This window comes from Actinocorallia populi, from assembly GCF_002995495.1.
Taxonomy (GTDB): domain Bacteria; phylum Actinomycetota; class Actinomycetes; order Streptosporangiales; family Streptosporangiaceae; genus Actinocorallia; species Actinocorallia populi.
In genome coordinates this window covers 98,849-115,184 of sequence record NZ_PVZV01000003.1, presented here as the reverse complement: position 1 = coordinate 115,184, position 16,336 = coordinate 98,849, and the positions used below count along the sequence as shown (strand labels likewise).

Here is a 16,336-nt window from a genome sequence, read left to right as displayed (position 1 = left end):
TGCTGACCGCATTACCTGAGAGGAATCCCCCCATGTCGGTCAAGACTGGATACAAGGTCACGGCGCTGCTCGGCGCCGCACTGCTGCTCACCGCCTGCGCGGGCAAGGAGGAGCGCGCCGGCGTGACGCCGAGGTCCGCGGGCGGCGGCGGATGGAGCGCGGGCATGCCCGTGGTGAAGGTCGGGCTGATCGGCCCGATGACCGGCCCGTTCGCCGTCGCGGGCATCTCCCTGGAGAACTCGGTGAAGGTCGAGATCGACCGGCTGAACGCCGCGGGCGGGCTCGGCGGGGCGAAGCTGGAACTGGTCGTCCGCGACTCCGGGCTCGATCCCGCCAAGGCGGTGCAGGCGGCGAACGAGTTCTCCGGTGACGCGAGCGTCGGCCTGGTGGTGGGGCCGGCGCTGACCGCCTTCTACAACGCGGCCAAGGGCGGCTTCGAGAGCAACAAGAAGATCAACTGCCAGCCCATGGTGGCCACCGGGAGCTTCGCCGACCTCGAGTACGGTTTCCGCGCCCAGGACCCGGTCAGCCTCGACGTCACCAAGATGATCACCCACCTGAAGGCGCGGGGCGTCACCTCGATCGGCGTGGTCTACGAGGGGGACGACGCCGGGAAGAACACCGCCGAGGAGGTGAAGGCGCAGGCGGAGGCGGCGGGCCTGGCCTGGAAGGGGTTCGAGGCCACCAGGCCGGACGACCAGTCGCACCGGCCGTACGTCGACAAGCTCAAGGACGCCGGCGCGATCTGGATCTCCAACTCCGCCAGCGGCGCCAAGACCATGGCCGCGGCGAACGAGGCGGGCTACGAGGGCATGATCGTGGGCGGCTCGGGCGCCCGCAACATCTCGTTCGTGGAGGCCGCGGGCGACGCCGCGGACGGCGCGCTCTTCAGCGCCACCTACTACCCCTACCCGGGCCGGGACGGCAGGGACGCCTGGAGGCCGGGGTACCGGCGGCACATCGAGGACATCGAGCGGCGCTTCGGCAAGAACACCGGTCCCAAGACCGGGGCCGAGTCGCCCAAGGCCGCCGAGATCGCCGCGGACTGCGTCTTCGCCTACACGCGGGCGGCCGAGCAGGCGCGGACCCTGGCCCCGGACGCGGTCGCCGCCGCGCTGGAGAAGATCGACATCCCGGACACCGAGACGCCGTCCGGCAACTCCATCAAGATCGACGAGCACGAGTTCTTCGGCCTGGACGACATCCACGTCTACCAGTGGAAGAAGGACGACAAGGGCTGGCACACGGTCGAGGTCCAGGACTGACCCGTCCGGCGCGCGCCGAAAGGGGCCCGCTCGTCTCCGTGAGGACGAGCGGGCCCCTTCTCGCGTCCGCGGCCTGCGGGGCCGTCACCGCGGCTGGTGGAACTCCAGCACCTCGCCGTCCGGCCCGAAGAAGGACCGGGCGAGCACGGGGCCGTAAGGCGGGAGGTCCAGTTCCACGGCCGGGCACACCGGCGTGCCGCCGAGCCCGGTGACCAGTGCCGCGGTGGCCGCGAGGTCGTCGGTGGCCAGCGAGACGGAGAGGATCCCGAGCCGGGGCGGCACCGCGCGGTCGCGCTGCTGGACCCCTGGGAAGCCGACGTACTGGGCCAGTTCCACCCGGCCGGCGGCCGGGCTCCGCGGCACGTACATGTTGATGTTGCGCAGGCCGGTCCCCGGCGGCAGCCGGAAGAAGGACTCCATGCCCTCGACCAGCTTGTCGTAGAGCTCGACGTAGCCGAGCGCGGCGTAGAAGCCCGCGGAGGCGCGGGCGTCGGAGACGTGGACCGCGACGGTCTGCAGCGCGCTCGGCCGCCCGTCGTAGTCCGCGAGGGGCGAGCCCTCGGCGGGCTCCAGCTGGAAGACGTCGAGGATGTTGCCGTCGGGGTCGTAGGACAGCGAGTCCCAGGCGGCCAGGCCGGCCGACGCCGTCCAGTGGGAGGGCTCGGACTTGGTGCGGCCTCCGGCCTCGCGCAGCCGGGCGACGGCGGCGTGGATGTCGTCCACCCGGATGTTGAGCGCGTAGTGCCCGTAGTCCTGGGCCCGCGAGTAGTCGCCCCAGTAAGGCTCCCCGGGCGCGTCGAACTCCACCAGCCGGAGCAGCCCGGCGGCGGCGCCCTCGGGTCCCAGCACGGCCGTGCGGCCGATGAGGCCGGGAGGCATCCGCCAGAGGAGCTCGGCCTCGCGTCCGGCCACCTCCGCCTCGGCGAGCCGCGTGTAGGCGAACACGTCCCGGTAGAAGGAGCAGGAACGTTCCAGGTCCGCGACGGACACCGTCGCCGCCTGCAGTTCGCTGATCACGGGTGCCACCGCTTCAGGACAGGGGATTGGCGCCCTCGGGCCACCAGTCCCCGGCGCCGTAGGGGTCCTCGAGCGGCTGGGAGCCGTGCTCGTGGACGATGCGCCACTCGCCGCCCTCCCTGCGCACCAGCCAGGTCATCCGCATCCGCAGGCGGCCGGCTTTGCCGTCGCCGACGATGTCGTAGTCGACCACTCCGCAGACCTGGGCGAGGGTGTCGCTCTCGTAGACGAACGGCCCCTCGACCCAGCGGAACGCGGTGATGCCGACCGGCGACGTGAAGTAGGCACGCCACCCCTCGGCGATCCGGTCGCCGCCGTGCGTGGTCCAGCGGGGGCCCTCGACGAAGACGTAGGCGTCGTCGGCGGGGGAGAAGGTGTCCAGGACGCCTTCCAGGTTCTTGTCGATGACGGCGGTGAGCATGGCCTCAGCCGTGCCGAGGGGTGTCCGCATGAGCGCGCCTCCAGCTTCGGGACGTTCCGGGCCCGGGGCGGACCGCGGAAGATCGGTCTGACCTGTGACTTCACGGTCTGATGCGTCAGGATGAGGACGGCCGGGTCACTCGTGCGCGACGCGCACGACCGTCTTGCCGAGGTTCGCCCCGGACATGAGCCCGCGGAAGGCCGCGGGAGCCGACTCGAGGCCCTCGTGGACGTCCTCCAGCAGGCGCAGCCGCCCCTCCGCCAGGAGCCCGCCGACCTCGTGGAGGAAGCGGGGCCGCAGGTCCTCGTGGTCGTAGACGACGAATCCGTACACGATCGCGCGGGTCCGCATCAGGAGCCCTGCGGGCAGCACGGCGGGGGTGCCCACCTCGTTGGAGTTCTCGGGCAGCCCGCACAGCACGACCCGTCCGCCGGGCGCGACCAGTGCCATCACGGCGTCGAGCACCGCGCCGCCGCCCATGTGCAGGTAGCCGTCCACCCCGTCCGGGCAGGCCGCGGCCAGGGCCTCGGTCCAGCGGGGGTCGTGGCGGTCCACGGCCGCCGCGTAGCCGAAGTGCTCGACCGCGATCCGGCACTTCTCCGGCCCGCCGGCGATCGCGACCGCGCGGGCTCCGGCGAGCGCGGCGAGCTGCCCGGCCACGCCGCCGACGCCGCCGGTCGCCGAGGACACCACGACGGTGTCCCCGGCGGCGGGGCGCAACATCCGGGTGACCGTGGAGTAGGCGGTCAGGCCCGGGGTGCCGAGGGCGCCGAGAACGGCGGTGCGCGGCACGCCCTGGGGCACGGACAGCGGGCTCAGGGCGGCGGAGGGGACGGCGGCGTACTCCTGCCAGCCCGTCTCGGCCACGACCCACGCGCCCGAGTCCACGACCCGGGCGATCGCCCTGCCCGGGACCAGGTCGCCGGGAGCGATCGGCGGGTGTCCCAGGTCGCGGCCGGTCAGGGTGCCGCGGACGTAGGGGTCGAGGGAGAGGTCGACCGTGCGGACCAGAACCTCTCCCGGTCCGGGCCGCGGGACCTCGGCCGTCTCCATCCGGAAGTCGTCCTCGCGGGGGACGCCGGAGGGGCGCCCGGCGAGGACGATCCTGCGCTGCGCGGCGGGGAGGGTCATGCGATGCGCTTCTCGTTGATGAGGGTGCGCTTCACGCAGACGCCGTTCTCCAGCCACTGCCAGACGCGGGTCCGGTCGTTGCCGTCGTCGCTGAGGACGATCATCTCGAACAGCCGCTGGTCGACCTCCTCGGCGGAAGCCTTGAAACGCCAGGTGAGGTAGGCGGTGTTCGCGTCCAGGCACCAGGTGACGCCCTCGATGCGCTCGGTGTCGAAGTGCAGGCGCTCCCCGCCGTCGTAGACGCCGGGGAAGGTGTACTCCTCCGTCCGGCCGTCCGCCCACCGGTACCGGTTGACCTGCACGTACCGGTCCGGATGCTCGGCGGGGAACGTGCAGCTCAGGTGGGAGGCGTGGTGGTCGACGACGTTCCCCGCGCGGTCCACGTGGGTGTACGTCCCCTCCCACTCGCCCTCGTGCCTGGCGAGCAGCGGCATGCCTTCGCGGATGTTCACGTGTCGCTCCTTCTCTGCGGGGCCGGGCATCAGGGTCGCACAATGAAACGACGTTCCGCTAGAGGGAATGAAGGGTGGACAAGGCTTGATTCATCAAACATCTGACCTTTAGGCTCCGCGCATGACCACTCTGCGCGCGCGCCTCACTTCCGTCACCGGGGTCTGGGAGGGCGTCTACACCCACCTGACACCCGGCGGCACGGTGCTGGAGACCTACGCCTCCCGGCAGGAGACCCGGTTGGAGGGCGACCTCTGGTACGAGCGGATCGTCTACCTGCGCCCGGACGCCGAGCCGCAGGCGCTCGACTTCCGGGCGAGGTTCGAGGGCGACGACGACCTCGTCTTCGACTCCACCGGCTTCGAGGGGCAGGCCCGGCTCGTGGACGGGCGCTTCCTGCTGTTCCCCTACCGGTGGAAGGCCGAGCCGGGCCTGGAGGTGGTCGAGCTGGTCACCTTCGCCGGCGACGACTACAAGTCGCGGATCTGGAAGACGCTCCGCGACGGGCGGCTGGAGCAGGTCACCGTGGTGGAGGAGCACCGCGTCCACGGCGGAGTGCCGGAGGCCTGGCACTGATGGGGGCGGGCCGCGTCGTCGACCTCGACGCCCCCGGCCTCGCGTGGGCCGACGTGGCCATGCCGGCCTCGTCCGCCCCCGTCCGGCTCGTCCGGCTGCACGCCGACGAGGCCACCGGCTCGTCGGTGTCGCTGGTGCGCTTCCCCCCGGCCTGGACCAGGCCGGGGACGGGCCATTACACCTGCGCCGAGGAGTTCGCGGTGCTCGATGGCCGGATCTCCGTCAGCGGTGTCGACCATCCCGCCGGCACGCACGCCTACCTGCCCGGACTGGCGACCCGGGCGGCCAGCGCCGCGGGTGCGGGCGGCTGCCTGGCCGTCGCCTGGTTCTCCGGGCCCCCGCGCTGGCGGGACGGCGTCGCGGACGGCGCTCCCGCACCCGGCCGGGCGGGAAGGGGCGGCCGTTCGGTACTGCTCGGCTCCCTCGCGGAGCTCCCCGGCCGGCCGGCCGGAGCCGGAGGTCTCGACATGACCTTTCTCGACGCCAGGGCCTGGGCGTACGTCCCGTCCGGCGGACCCCTGCCGGAGCTCCCCGGCCGCGTCCTCGTCCGCCGCTGGGGGCGCGGGGACCGGTGAGGGACCGGGAAGGCCGCAGGGGATCGGGGCGTTTCGCCCCGTCCGGACAGGGCTTCCCAATTTCTTGGAACGGCGTTACTGTCTGCGGAACAAGCATGTGGTGCAGGTCACCAGGGGAAGGCAGGGGCGACGATGATCTACCTCGTCTACCGGATGAAGCTCAGCTTGCGGGCCCGCGGCGACATGCGGGGATTTTGGAACTGGCTGGAGGACCGGGAGCGCTGGTTCTACCGTGACCTTCCGATGGTGCGGGAGGTCCGCTGGTACTACAGCGTGATCGGTGACGTGTACGTCGTGGAGAACTGGGCCGCCTTCGACGACGAGGCGGGCTGGGGCGAGTACCGCTCGGCCCTGGCCGCGATGAAGACCGACGACGCCTGGGAGGCCCAGCGGGTCAGCCAGGACGAGTGGTGGGAATTCCTCAATACAAGAATTGTCACTGATCTTCCGGTGAAGGTGGGATTCCAACACCAAAATGGTTGACACAACGTAGCCGCTTCCGGAGGAAGACATGCCCACGAAGAATCGCAGCGCCGTGCCAGGCGAACCCCCCGTTCGTGAGAACACCGGACAGGTGATCGCCACCGTCGAGCGGGCCGTGGACGTGCTGATGTACTTCGTCGAAACCCCGGCGGCGACACTCGGGGTGACTGAGATAGCCGAAACGCTTGGAATGTCGAAGGCGGCCGTGCACCGGATTCTGTCCTCGTTGCGCGGCCGACATCTCATCGCCCTCGATCCGGTGAGCAGGCGTTATTCGCTGGGAATCGGCGCCATGCGCCTCGGCCTGGCCTACCTGGACCGGCTGGACGTCCGGCATATCGTGGCGCCCGAATTGGTGACGCTCTCCCAGCGCACCGACGAGACGGCCACCCTGTCCCTGCGCACCGGCCGGACCCGGGTCTACGCCGACCAGGTGACCCCCGCCCGCGAGGTCATCATGAGCGTCTCCCTCGGCGTGCCCTACCCCCTGCACGCAGGAGGCTCCTCCAAGGCGTTCCTGGCCTTCCTCGGCGACGAGGAGATCGAGGCTTACCTGTCGGAGGTCCGCCTGGAGCCGTTGACGGACCGCACGATCGACGACGTCCCCAGGCTGCGCGAGGAGCTCGCGGAGATCCGTGAGCGCGGCTGGGCGCAGTCGTTCGCCGAGCGCATGTCGGGCGCGGCCTCCGTGGCCGCCCCCGTCTTCGACCACCACGGCCGGCCCGTGGTGGTCGTCAGCGTCTGCGGGCCGCTGGAGCGGTTCCGCGAGGAGGTCGACGCGTGCGTGGACGCGCTGCTCGACTCCACGCGAAGGCTGTCGGCCCAGATGGGATGGGTGGCTCCGGAAGGCGGGTAACGGCCGCCGGGAACGGCCCGGACCGCCTCCCATCCGCGCGGTGCGCGGGTGCGGGGCGACCGGGCCGGTGGCCTGCCCTATCCACACCGACTTTTATCGACAACGGTCGTCCAGCGAGGGCAATGTAAACATCAGACCTATTGACACGGCGAGGACGGGAGCCTAGGTTTCCAATCCTGTTCTGGTATCCGGAACACGATTTGCCCATCTTCGTTTCTCGAAGGAGCAGTGCAGATGAGCCCTGAGGCGATCATCGATGGACTGTTCGCCGGTTCCGTGTACGCTCTGGTCGCCCTCGCCCTGACCATCGTCTTCCAGCCGACTCGGATCATGAACTTCGCGCAGGGGGAGGCCGTGATCCTCGGCGCCGCGGTCGCGTATCAGATCGTCGCGCTCGAGAAGCTGGGCTGGGCCGCGGCCATCGGCATCACGCTCGTCCTCGCCGCGTTCATGGGCCTGCTCATGGAACGCATGATCATGCTGCCGGTCCGGCTGTCCGGCTCGCGTTACGCGTGGATCATCGCGACGCTGGCGGCGGCCCTGATCTTCCAGTCCCTGTTCAACCTCACCTACTTCGACGTGGACGCCCTGCGTCCGCGGCCCGTCGTCGACGGCGGCTTCCAGGTGGCGGGCGTCACCGTGGAGTGGCAGGAGGCGCTGGCGATCGCCGTGGCCCTGGCCGTGATGGCGGGCTACGACCTCTTCCTCCGGCGCTCCGCCTACGGGCGGGCGATCCGGGCCACCGCCCACAACACCGACACCTCGGTCCTCATGGGGATCCCGGTCCAGCGCATCATCGGCCTCTCCTTCGTGATCGGCGCGGTGATCACCGCGATCGCGGGCATGCTCGCCGCACCGGTGATCTTCGTGGCGCCCGCGGCCGGGCTGCTGTTCACCATCAAGGGCTTCACCGCCGCGGTGATCGGCGGCGTCGGCTCCCCGCGCGGCGCGCTCGCCGGCGGAATGATCGTCGGCGTCCTCGACACCGTCGTCCGGAGCATGGTCGGCGGCTCCGTCGGCAACTTCGCGGTGTTCGCGGCGCTCGCCGTGATCCTGGTCGTGTTCCCGTCCGGCCTGTTCGGCAAGCCCATGGAGGCGCACTGATGACAACGGCGGATTCTCCTGTCCCCGGCGCCGGCGACGGCGCGGCGCGGCGGTCGGTGCTCGACTCGCCCGGCTACCACCGCGCCCGGACCGCGGTCCTGGGCGGCCTGGCGGTCATCGCGGTCGCGGTGCTGCTCGCCTGGCCGATGATCACCGACTACTACAGCTACAACGCGGCGTACTACAACGGCCTCGTCGCCTCCGCCGCGATCAGCGCCATCCTGACCATCTCCCTGAACCTCTCCATGGGGTACGGCGGGATGCTGTCCATGATGCACTCGGGACTCCAGCTCGCCGGCGGCTACGCCACCGGCTACCTGGTGGTCCAGGTCAGCGGCTCCTGGCTGCTGGGCCTCGTGGCCTCGGTGGCGGTGGGAACCGTCGTCGCGGTGCTGGTGCTGCTGGTCAGCCTCCGGGCCACCTACCTGTACTTCGGCATGATCACCCTGGCCGCCAACCTGATCGTCATCGAGGTCGGCAGGGAGTGGGAGCCGGTCACCGGCGGCATCGTCGGCATCAGCGGCATCGCCCCCGGGTCCGGCGGTGAGGTCATGTCCAAGACGGCGTTCTACTACGTGGTGCTCGCCTGCCTCGCCCTGATGTACGTGCTGCAGCGCAACCTCGTGCGCAGCGGCGTCGGCCGCGCCTCGATGGCGGTGCGCGAGTCCTCCGACACCGCCTCCGCGATGGGCATCGCGCCCTCCCGCGCCAAGCTCCTGCTCTTCGGCGTCTGCGGCGGCATGGCGGGCCTGTCCGGCGCGCTGTACGCGCTGCAGCTCGGCTTCATCAACCCCGACGTCGGCCTGCTCGACAACGGCATCATCTTCTTCGTCGGCCTGTTCCTCGGCGGCATCTCCACCCTGGTCGGCCCGGTCATCGGCGTCGGCATCATCGCGGTGCTCGTCGAGCTGATCAAGGACCAGGCGCGGTACACCACCCTGGTGCTCGGCCTGCTGCTGCTGGTGTCGATGATGCTGATCCCCCAGGGGCTCGTGGGCAGCTGGAAGGCCTCCCGGCTCGGCCGGGACAGGCTGCCCGAGCTGGAGGACGAGGAGCTCCCCGACGTGGTGCCCGACGTGGTGCCGCGGGTGCGCGACGTCCCCGGGGGGACGGCGGCGCTCGAAGGCGCCGGCATCGTGAAGCACTTCGGCGGGGTGCACGCCCTCGACGGCGTCGACATCCGGATCATGCCCGGCACCGTCCACGGGATCATCGGCCCCAACGGGTCGGGGAAGTCCACGCTCGTCTCCTGCCTGACCCGCTACCACCGCATCGACGCCGGGCGGGTGGAGGTCTTCGGCCAGGAGGCGCCGTCCGCCGCCCACGGCGTCGCGCGCGCGGGGGTGACCCGGGTGTTCCAGGTCCCGCACCTCTTCGAACGGGTCAGCGTCCTGGACAACGTCCTCACCGGCATGCGCATGCAGGAGAGCTACTCCTGGCTCGGCGCGGTCCTGCGGTCGCCCGCCTACCGGCGCCAGGACCGCAGGGAGCGCGAAGAGGCCAGGGAGCTGCTCGCCTTCGCCGGGCTCGCGGGCCGCGCCGACTGGCTGGCGTCCTCCCTGTCGCACGGCCAGAAGCGGCTCCTGGAAGTGGTGCGCGCGGTGGCCAGCAGGCCGAAGGTGCTCATCCTGGACGAGCCGGCCACCGGCCTGACGTCCGAGGAGCTCGACGCCCTCGGACGGCTGTGCCGGGTGCTGCGCGAACGCGGGCTCGCCGTCGTGCTCATCGAGCACAACGTCGACTTCGTCATGGGGCTCTGCGACGAGCTCACCGTCCTGGAGAGCGGCAAGGTGATCGAGCGCGGCGATCCCGAGAGGGTGCGCGGTTCGGCGGCGGTCCTGGAGGCCTACCTCGGACGGCCCGACCTGGTGGAGGAGGAGACATCGTGAGCGCGCTGCTGGAACTGTCCGGGCTGACCGCGGGCTACGGGGGCGTGCGCGCCCTCGACGGGCTCGACCTGCGGGTGGACGAGGGCGAGTTCGTGGTGCTGCTCGGCCCCAACGGGGCGGGCAAGACCACGACGATGAAGACCGTGTCCGGCCTGCTCAAGCCGAGCGCCGGGCAGGTCAGGTTCGCCGGGCGGGACCTGGCGAGGGTGCCGGGCTGGCGCCGGCCCGGACTCGGGCTCGGCCACGTGCCCGAGGGCAGGCAGATCTTCCCCGACCACACGGTCCTGGAGAACCTCGCCCTCGGCGGCTTCCCGACCCGGCGCCGCCGCGCCGAGAGCGAGCGCAGGCGCGGCGAGCTGCTGGAGATCTTCCCGCGGCTCGCCGAGCGGGGCTCCCAGCTCGCGGGCACCCTGTCGGGGGGCGAGGCGCAGATGCTCGCCGTCGCCCGCGCCCTGATGGCCGAGCCCCGGCTCCTCATGCTGGACGAGCCGTCCCTCGGCCTGGCCCCGCTCAAGGTCGCCGAGCTGTTCGGCTACCTCAGGCGGCTGCACGCCGAACGCGGCCTGACCGTCCTGCTCGTGGAGCAGCAGGCCGGCACCGCGCTCCGCCTCGCCGACCGCGGATACGTGCTGGAGCGGGGCAAGGTCGCCGTCGAGGGGACCGCCGCGCAACTGCGGGACGACCCCCGCGTCCAGGCCGCCTACCTCGGCCGCCTCCGGCAGGAGAACGCCTGACCACCCACCCCTGACCCGCCCGCAAAGACGGGCGCGCACCCCCGGCCGCGACCGGAAAGAGGCATGGCGGACGACCGAACGTCGCCCGCCATGCCTTTCGCGTCGAAAGAGGCCCCACGACCACCCCGGCCGAAACCACCCGCCGCCCCGCCCGGCCTCGCTGCCCTCTCCTCCCGCCTCCAGCGTGTCCTGCGGTGGGACCGTCCGCCTGTCTCGCTCCACGGCGTCTGTCGCGCGGTTCGTGATACGGCGTTCTGTCGGTCTTGTGGCGTTCTGGTCGGGGTGGTGGGGGAACGGAAGAGGGGCGGAGGAGCGGGTTCGCTCCTCCGCCCCTGGCGGGCGGTCGGGTCAGCCGAAGGCGGTGGTGCCGGGCTTGACGACGCCGAGGAAGGCGGCGAGGAGGACCAGGAACCAGATGGAGTAGACGTAGGGCAGGCAGGAGCGCACGGAGTGCTTGATCTGCTGCTCGACCTCGGGGCTGGAGCCCTCGCTCACCAGCCTGCCGAAGGCGGGGCCGAAGGGGGCGAGCCGGCGGCGGATCATCACGCCGCACAGGATGCACAGGGCGTACGCGGCGACCTTGGCGGCCAGCCACTTGGGGTTGGTGGTGACGCCGAACGGTTCGGCGCTGAGGAGGACGTAGCCGGAGACGGCGAGCAGCCCGGCGCCCAGGCCGTAGCGGACGATCAGGTCGAGCCGCTGCACCGCCCTGCCGAACGGGGTGGCGCCGCGGGTGTAGTCGTAGACGACCAGGGCCAGCCAGGCCAGCGAGCCGACCCAGGTCAGGGCGACCAGCCAGCCGGGGAAGACGCCGTCGCCGAACGGGCTCAGCGCCATGAGCGTCACGCCGCTGGGCAGGAAGAGCACGAGGCAGATCCGCGGCGCCATGTCCACGGCGTGCATGATCTTGGTCGCGACCGAGCGGGCCGGGACGGGCAGCTCGGAGCGGAGGATGAACCTGCTGGAGTAGAAGACGCCGATGTCGCTGCCGAGCCAGTAGACGAAGAGCACGATGTGCAGCAGGATCGCCAGGCTGTAGGAGTTGAACCCGTGGACGGGCTCCATGGCGGGCGCGGAGAGCGGGATGAGGGGCACGTGAAGCTCCGGAGGGACGGCCGTGGCCGGACCCGTAGGGCCCGGCCACGGTGTTCGCATGGTTCTGGCAGAGGGGGGCGGTTACATGCCGTCGCCGTCCCAGCGCCCGCGCGAGCGGCTGCGGACCGGCAGGGAGGAGATGATGGGCGCCGGGATGTGGTCGCCCGGCTTCCACGCCCGCCCGTGCGCCCAGTTGTGCGCGCCCGGGTCGGTGCGCTCGTCGGCGTGCTCCAGCGACGCGGGGTCCGCGCCCCAGTCCAGCGCCGGGACCTCGTGCTCGTGGTCGTGCGTGTGGTCGTGTCCGTGGTCGTGCGTGTGGCCGTGGTCGTCGGAGTGGCCGCCCTGCAGGCGCGCCGCGTCCATGGCCTTGGCGATGGCCAGGATGCTGCGGTCGACGCCCTGGCCGTGCTGGGTGTAGCGCGCGTCGGGCTGCCCCTGGTCACGCTGGAACTGCCATGCGGCGGTGAGGTCGGCGATGTCCTTCTCGCTGCGCCAGGTGGGGCCCGAGCCGAGGTCGTGGGAGGACTGCGACCAGCGCATGCGGCCGCCTTCCGGCCCGTAGTTGACGGCCTCGCCGCCCCAGCGCAGCCACTCGTTCTGGGTGTACCAGTTCTGCAGTTCGCCGTCGGAGCGCAGCAGCCAGGTCGCGCCGCCCTCCATGGTGGTGAAGTGGCCGTGCTTCACGCGGGCGGGCCGGAAGAAGTAGGTGCCGAGGTCGAGGGTGCCGAAGTTGTACTCCATGTGGCCCTGGGTGGTGTAGGCCTCCTCGTAGCAGGGGTGGTGGGCCAGGCGGTGGTCGGCCCAGCCCTCCTGGGCGTGTACCAGGCGGGTGTAGAAGCCGGTGGCCGGGTCGACGTGCAGGTATTTGATGAACAGGCCGGGCATGGGGCCGGGGTTGGGCACCGCGTCCCACTTCATCGCCCCGCTGTCGATGACGATGACGTCCTCGCGGGCGCCCTCCCAGCGCGGGTGGGCGAGGGAGTCGACGCGGTCGAAGCCGGCGTCGCCGTACTCGCGGTAGTGCAGGAGCCGGGTGCCCTCCGCGAAGGTGATCGCGTCGGTCGGCACGCCCTTCGGCGCGTAGACGTACCCGCCCTTGCCGATCTTCCGGCCGCCGTAGGTCATCGAGCCCTCGAGCACGTAGTACTCGCTGTTGGCGTGGTGGATGCCGGGCCCGCGACCCCAGTCGGTGTGGAAGTCGATCCGCAGGGAGGAGGAGCCGTCCTCCTCGTCCACCGAGAGCCGGCGCTCGCTGGCGCGGCCCTCACCGCCGATGAGCTCGGCGCCGTGCCACACGTAGTCGTCTTCCTGGATCAGCTCGACATGGGGGCGCACTGTGATGTCCTTCCACTGACTCAAAGCTATGTCTTATGCGTTGGAACGCTGTTTCGATGCTTCGAAGGTAATTGTCTGAGGTTTCCAGGTCAAGACTCAGGAGGGATCTGCCCTCACCTTGAGGTCACGTTTGAGGATCTTCCCCGCCGCGTTCCTGGGGAGCGCGTCGACGACCTCCCAGCGCCGGGGCAGCTTGTAGCCCGCCAGACCGGCGCGGCAGTGCTCGGCCAGCTCGGCGAGCAGGCCGGGGCCGTCCTCGCCCCCGCGCGGGACGACATAGGCCACGACCTCCTCGCCCCAGGTCTCGGAGGGCGCGCCGACCACGGCGACCTCGGCCACGGCGGCGTGCCCGGCCAGCACCTCCTCGACCTCGCGCGGGTACACGTTGAGGCCGCCGGAGATGATCATGTCCTTCTTCCGGTCGACGACGTGGACGTAGCCCTCCTCGTCGCGCACCACGATGTCGCCGCAGGTGAGGAAGCCGTCCTCGGTGGTGCACTCCCGAGTGGCGGCCGGGTCGTCGTGGTAGCCGTTCATGAGGAACGGGGAGCGGCTGAACAGCTCGCCCGGCTCGCCCGGACCGACGGGCTCGCCGTCGGGGCCGACGACCCGCAGCTCCGTCATGTACCAGGCGTGGCCGACCGAACCGGGCTTGCGGTGCTGGTCCACCGGGCGGAGGTCGGTGATGATGCCCGCCTCGGTCGAGCCGTACAGCTCGTGCACGCCGCAGTCCGGGAACGCCTCCATGACCCACTGCTTGAGCGCCCAGGGGAGCGCGGCGGCGTTGAAGTAGAGCGTGTCGAGGCTGCTCAGGTCCCGCTCGGCGAGCTTCGCCCCGTCCAGCGCCCGGAGCATCTGCGCGTGCGTCGGCACCAGGAACGCCGACTGGGCGCGGTCCCGCTCCACGAGGCGCAGCAGCGCCTCCGGGTCCCATTTGCGGAGCATCGTCACGGTGCCGCCGGTGTGGACCGGGGCGTAGCCGAAGGCGAACCCGGCGCCGTGGTACATCGGCGCCACCGCGACCGACGTGCGGCCGGTGCCGAGCCCCCACTCCATCGCCGAGAAGTAGAACGTCAGCGCCCGGCTCCGGTGGCTGATCAGCACGCCCTTGGGCCGTCCGGTCGTGCCCGAGGTGTAGGCGACGCAGAACGGGTCGAGCTCGTCCACCCGTACCGCCGGGTCCACCGCCCGCGCTCCGGCGAGCACGTCCTCGTAGGGGCGGCCGGCCTGGCCGCCGTCGATCGACAGGGCGGGGAGCCGCAGCTCCTCGATCGCGTCGCCCACGACGGGGGCGCAGGCGTCGTCGAGGACGACCGCCCCGGCCTGGGAGTGCTCGAGGATGTAGCGCGCCTCGGGCGGGGTGAGGCGGGGGTTGAGCGGCACCATGAGCAGGCCGGCCTTGGCGATCCCGGCGGCGATCTCCGGGTACTCCAGCCGGTTGCCCAGCAGCACCGCGACGCGGTCGCCGGGGGAGAGGCCCCCGGCGAGCAGGGCGGTGGCCAGGCGGTTCGAACGGTCGTCGAGCGCGGCGTAGGTGAGGGCGCGGTCGCCGTCGATCACCGCCGTCGCCAGGGGGGTGGCGCGGGCGAATTCACGCACGCCGCCCGCTATCGACAGGGGTGCGCCTCCACGGAGGACGGGCATGCTTGTTCCTTTCGGAAAGCCGGGTCCGGCACGTCGTACGGGAGCGGTGTCCCGCTGGATCGGAGCGCGGCGGGTCAGCCGAGGGGCTGCCAGAGGGTGACCGAGACGCCGTTGGGGGTGTCCACGCTCGCCGCGGTGGCGCGGCCGTGCCACGGGTCGTCGGTCTCGACCGGGCCGGCGAGCACCCGGCCGCCGGTGCGGCGGACGCTCTCCAGCGCGGCGGCCAGGTCGCGGGTGCGCACCGACCAGCCGCTGTGGCCGAGCGAGCGCGCCGGGCGCTGGGCCGCCCGCCGGTCCACGCGGTGCTCGGCGTCGGCGGAGGTGACCTCGATCCGGGCGGTCTTCTCCCCGGCCAGGAACGCCAGGCGCATCCGGGTGCCGTCCGGCAGCCCGGCGACCTCGTCGAACCCGGGGGAGGAGAACACCACGTCGTACCAGACGTCCATGCCCAGCCCCCGCGGGCCCCAGAAGGCGACCTCGGCGTCGGGGTCGGGGACGTGGCAGACGACCGAGGTGAGCTCGGTGTAGGAGCGTTCCGGGTCGGCGTCCCACGCCTCGGTGCCGCGGACCGCGGCGGGCTGGACGAAGACCACGACGGTCCCGTCCGGCGCCGGGCAGATGCCCTGCGTGACCTCGACCTCGCGCTCGCCCACCGCGACGCCGTAGGTGGTGGGGGCGACGGTCCAGGGGTGCCCGGCGGCGCCGAGCTCGGCGTGCGCGGCCTTGATGTCGCGGGCGTACATGTCGATCCCGACCAGGCCGACGTCGAGGTTGTGCGGGGGCTCGGCCGGCGCGACGGGCTCGGGCACCCGCACGAGGTGGATCCGCCCCGTACCGGAGCCGGCGGCGGCCAGCGCGACCACCTCGAGGTCCGCCGGGCCCGTTCCCCACAGGGCGTCGGCGACCGCCGCGGGCACGGCGCCCTCGGCCGCCACCGCGTAGCCGAGCCGACCGGTGAACAGCTCGAGATGGGGGGCGAAGTCGCTCACTCCGACGATCGCCGCGGTGATGCCCTCGATGAGGGGCCGCTGGGTGTTCTGAGTCATGTTTGTTAAACCTCAGAGTTTTTCGTTCCTGGTGACGGAACACTGTTCCATTGAGACGGGGATCACGCTAGGGTCGCTGCCGCGGCCCTGTCAACGAAAGCCGCCTTCGACCCCAGCGAGCACCTGTGAACAGGGAGGACCGATGCGCGCAGCCATCTCCGGAATGCCGATCATCGCCAAGCACCTCGGCGAATGGCGTGGTGAGTACGTCCACATCGCCGCCGACGGGACCATCGTGGACCGGCACGCGTCCCACCTGTACTGCCGAGTCCCGGAGGACGGAACGTTCGACATCCTCCAGACCAACACCTACACCTGGGCCGACGGCCGGGAGGAGGCCTTCGACTTCGGCGGCCGGCTGGACGGGAACGGCGTCTGCCACTTCGACACCGACCGGATCATCGGCGAGATGAGCCAGGTGGACGACCAGACGATCGTGCTGACCTGGTCGTACAAGAACGACTCGGCCAACTACCTCTACGAGCTGATCCAGCTCTCCCGCGACGGCCTGCACAAATGCCGCACCTGGCAGTGGATGGACGGCGACCGCCTGGTCAAGCGCACCGTCATCAACGAGACCAAGGTCGTCTGAGCTCCTCCCCGGGTTTCACCGCCCGCGCTCCCAGGGCCCCCGCCCGGGGCGCGGCGCGGCGCCCCCGTCCCCGCCCCTCGTGCATCCGCCGTTCCCCGCCGCGGGACCCGCGATGCCCATCAC

The 16,336-nt window shown here is 71.5% G+C and carries 17 protein-coding genes; 9 read left to right on the top strand and 8 right to left on the bottom strand.

The window, feature by feature from the left end:
- The first annotated feature begins 32 nt into the window (after positions 1-32).
- Complete coding sequence (locus C2865_RS13685; RefSeq protein WP_106398843.1) at positions 33-1,265, top strand: ABC transporter substrate-binding protein; 1,233 nt, start codon at positions 33-35, stop codon at positions 1,263-1,265.
- 84 nt (positions 1,266-1,349) lie between these two features.
- Here the strand turns inward: C2865_RS13685 and C2865_RS13680 are convergent, their stop codons facing one another.
- From C2865_RS13680 to C2865_RS13665, 4 genes are all read right to left on the bottom strand, one after another.
- Positions 1,350-2,291 carry a VOC family protein gene (locus C2865_RS13680; RefSeq protein ID WP_157963696.1) on the bottom strand — a complete coding sequence of 314 codons (942 nt, stop codon included), beginning with the start codon at positions 2,289-2,291 and terminating at the stop codon, positions 1,350-1,352.
- A gap of 4 nt (positions 2,292-2,295) precedes the next feature.
- Positions 2,296-2,733, bottom strand: a complete 438-nt coding sequence (locus C2865_RS13675; RefSeq protein ID WP_106398841.1) for a YybH family protein — start codon at positions 2,731-2,733, stop codon at positions 2,296-2,298.
- Between the two features lie 105 nt (positions 2,734-2,838).
- Positions 2,839-3,834 carry an MDR family NADP-dependent oxidoreductase gene (locus C2865_RS13670; RefSeq protein ID WP_106398840.1) on the bottom strand — a complete coding sequence of 332 codons (996 nt, stop codon included), beginning with the start codon at positions 3,832-3,834 and terminating at the stop codon, positions 2,839-2,841.
- The gene (locus C2865_RS13665; protein ID WP_198653311.1) at positions 3,831-4,286 is read right to left on the bottom strand and encodes a DUF3598 family protein; all 456 of its coding nucleotides are present in this window, start codon (positions 4,284-4,286) and stop codon (positions 3,831-3,833) included. The genes C2865_RS13670 and C2865_RS13665 overlap by 4 nt, the downstream gene beginning before the upstream one ends.
- A 121-nt stretch (positions 4,287-4,407) precedes the next feature.
- Here C2865_RS13665 and C2865_RS13660 point away from each other — a divergent pair, with 121 nt between their 5' ends.
- The 7 genes from C2865_RS13660 (at position 4,408) to C2865_RS13635 (ending at position 10,501) form a co-directional block, all read left to right on the top strand.
- Positions 4,408-4,860, top strand: a complete 453-nt coding sequence (locus tag C2865_RS13660; RefSeq protein WP_106398838.1) for a hypothetical protein — start codon at positions 4,408-4,410, stop codon at positions 4,858-4,860.
- On the top strand, positions 4,860-5,435 hold the full coding sequence (locus tag C2865_RS39370) for a cupin domain-containing protein (protein ID WP_157963695.1): 576 nt from the start codon (positions 4,860-4,862) through the stop codon (positions 5,433-5,435). Before C2865_RS13660 ends, C2865_RS39370 begins: the two co-directional genes overlap by 1 nt.
- A gap of 132 nt (positions 5,436-5,567) precedes the next feature.
- On the top strand, positions 5,568-5,918 hold the full coding sequence (locus C2865_RS13655; protein ID WP_106398837.1) for a hypothetical protein: 351 nt from the start codon (positions 5,568-5,570) through the stop codon (positions 5,916-5,918).
- A gap of 28 nt (positions 5,919-5,946) precedes the next feature.
- Positions 5,947-6,774 (top strand): IclR family transcriptional regulator, encoded by an 828-nt coding sequence (locus tag C2865_RS13650; protein WP_106398836.1) that lies wholly within the window; start codon positions 5,947-5,949, stop codon positions 6,772-6,774.
- A gap of 234 nt (positions 6,775-7,008) precedes the next feature.
- Positions 7,009-7,878, top strand: coding sequence for a branched-chain amino acid ABC transporter permease (locus C2865_RS13645; protein ID WP_106398835.1), 870 nt, complete (start codon positions 7,009-7,011; stop codon positions 7,876-7,878).
- Entirely contained in the window at positions 7,878-9,767 is a 1,890-nt protein-coding gene (locus C2865_RS13640) for a branched-chain amino acid ABC transporter ATP-binding protein/permease (protein ID WP_106398834.1), read from the top strand. Before C2865_RS13645 ends, C2865_RS13640 begins: the two co-directional genes overlap by 1 nt.
- Positions 9,764-10,501, top strand: a complete 738-nt coding sequence (locus tag C2865_RS13635; RefSeq protein WP_198653310.1) for an ABC transporter ATP-binding protein — start codon at positions 9,764-9,766, stop codon at positions 10,499-10,501. The genes C2865_RS13640 and C2865_RS13635 overlap by 4 nt, the downstream gene beginning before the upstream one ends.
- A 348-nt stretch (positions 10,502-10,849) precedes the next feature.
- Here the strand turns inward: C2865_RS13635 and C2865_RS13630 are convergent, their stop codons facing one another.
- From C2865_RS13630 to C2865_RS13615, 4 genes are all read right to left on the bottom strand, one after another.
- Entirely contained in the window at positions 10,850-11,596 is a 747-nt protein-coding gene (locus tag C2865_RS13630) for a hypothetical protein (protein ID WP_232835584.1), read from the bottom strand.
- An 81-nt stretch (positions 11,597-11,677) separates the two neighbouring features.
- Positions 11,678-12,931: a DUF4437 domain-containing protein gene (locus C2865_RS39985; protein WP_198653309.1), complete on the bottom strand. Its 1,254-nt coding sequence runs from the start codon at positions 12,929-12,931 to the stop codon at positions 11,678-11,680.
- A gap of 96 nt (positions 12,932-13,027) precedes the next feature.
- Complete coding sequence (locus tag C2865_RS13620) at positions 13,028-14,575, bottom strand: class I adenylate-forming enzyme family protein (RefSeq protein ID WP_106398832.1); 1,548 nt, start codon at positions 14,573-14,575, stop codon at positions 13,028-13,030.
- Between the two features lie 74 nt (positions 14,576-14,649).
- The gene (locus C2865_RS13615; RefSeq protein WP_106398831.1) at positions 14,650-15,621 is read right to left on the bottom strand and encodes a VOC family protein; all 972 of its coding nucleotides are present in this window, start codon (positions 15,619-15,621) and stop codon (positions 14,650-14,652) included.
- Between the two features lie 142 nt (positions 15,622-15,763).
- Between C2865_RS13615 and C2865_RS13610 the strand changes: the two genes are divergently transcribed.
- Positions 15,764-16,213 (top strand): DUF3598 domain-containing protein, encoded by a 450-nt coding sequence (locus C2865_RS13610; protein WP_106398830.1) that lies wholly within the window; start codon positions 15,764-15,766, stop codon positions 16,211-16,213.
- The last annotated feature ends 123 nt before the right edge of the window (positions 16,214-16,336 follow it).

Excerpts from the sequence above, each read along its gene's own strand:
- C2865_RS13660 (WP_106398838.1), top strand. The coding sequence starts at position 4,408 with ATGACCACTCTGCGCGCGCGCCTCACTTCCGTCACCGGGGTCTGGGAG.
- C2865_RS13620 (WP_106398832.1), bottom strand. The coding sequence starts at position 14,575 with ATGCCCGTCCTCCGTGGAGGCGCACCCCTGTCGATAGCGGGCGGCGTG.
- C2865_RS13670 (WP_106398840.1), bottom strand. The coding sequence starts at position 3,834 with ATGACCCTCCCCGCCGCGCAGCGCAGGATCGTCCTCGCCGGGCGCCCC.
- C2865_RS39370 (WP_157963695.1), top strand. The coding sequence starts at position 4,860 with ATGGGGGCGGGCCGCGTCGTCGACCTCGACGCCCCCGGCCTCGCGTGG.
- C2865_RS13615 (WP_106398831.1), bottom strand. The coding sequence starts at position 15,621 with ATGACTCAGAACACCCAGCGGCCCCTCATCGAGGGCATCACCGCGGCG.
- C2865_RS13645 (WP_106398835.1), top strand. The coding sequence starts at position 7,009 with ATGAGCCCTGAGGCGATCATCGATGGACTGTTCGCCGGTTCCGTGTAC.
- C2865_RS13675 (WP_106398841.1), bottom strand. The coding sequence starts at position 2,733 with ATGCGGACACCCCTCGGCACGGCTGAGGCCATGCTCACCGCCGTCATC.
- C2865_RS13610 (WP_106398830.1), top strand. The coding sequence starts at position 15,764 with ATGCGCGCAGCCATCTCCGGAATGCCGATCATCGCCAAGCACCTCGGC.
- C2865_RS13655 (WP_106398837.1), top strand. The coding sequence starts at position 5,568 with ATGATCTACCTCGTCTACCGGATGAAGCTCAGCTTGCGGGCCCGCGGC.
- C2865_RS13640 (WP_106398834.1), top strand. The coding sequence starts at position 7,878 with ATGACAACGGCGGATTCTCCTGTCCCCGGCGCCGGCGACGGCGCGGCG.
- C2865_RS13650 (WP_106398836.1), top strand. The coding sequence starts at position 5,947 with ATGCCCACGAAGAATCGCAGCGCCGTGCCAGGCGAACCCCCCGTTCGT.
- C2865_RS13685 (WP_106398843.1), top strand. The coding sequence starts at position 33 with ATGTCGGTCAAGACTGGATACAAGGTCACGGCGCTGCTCGGCGCCGCA.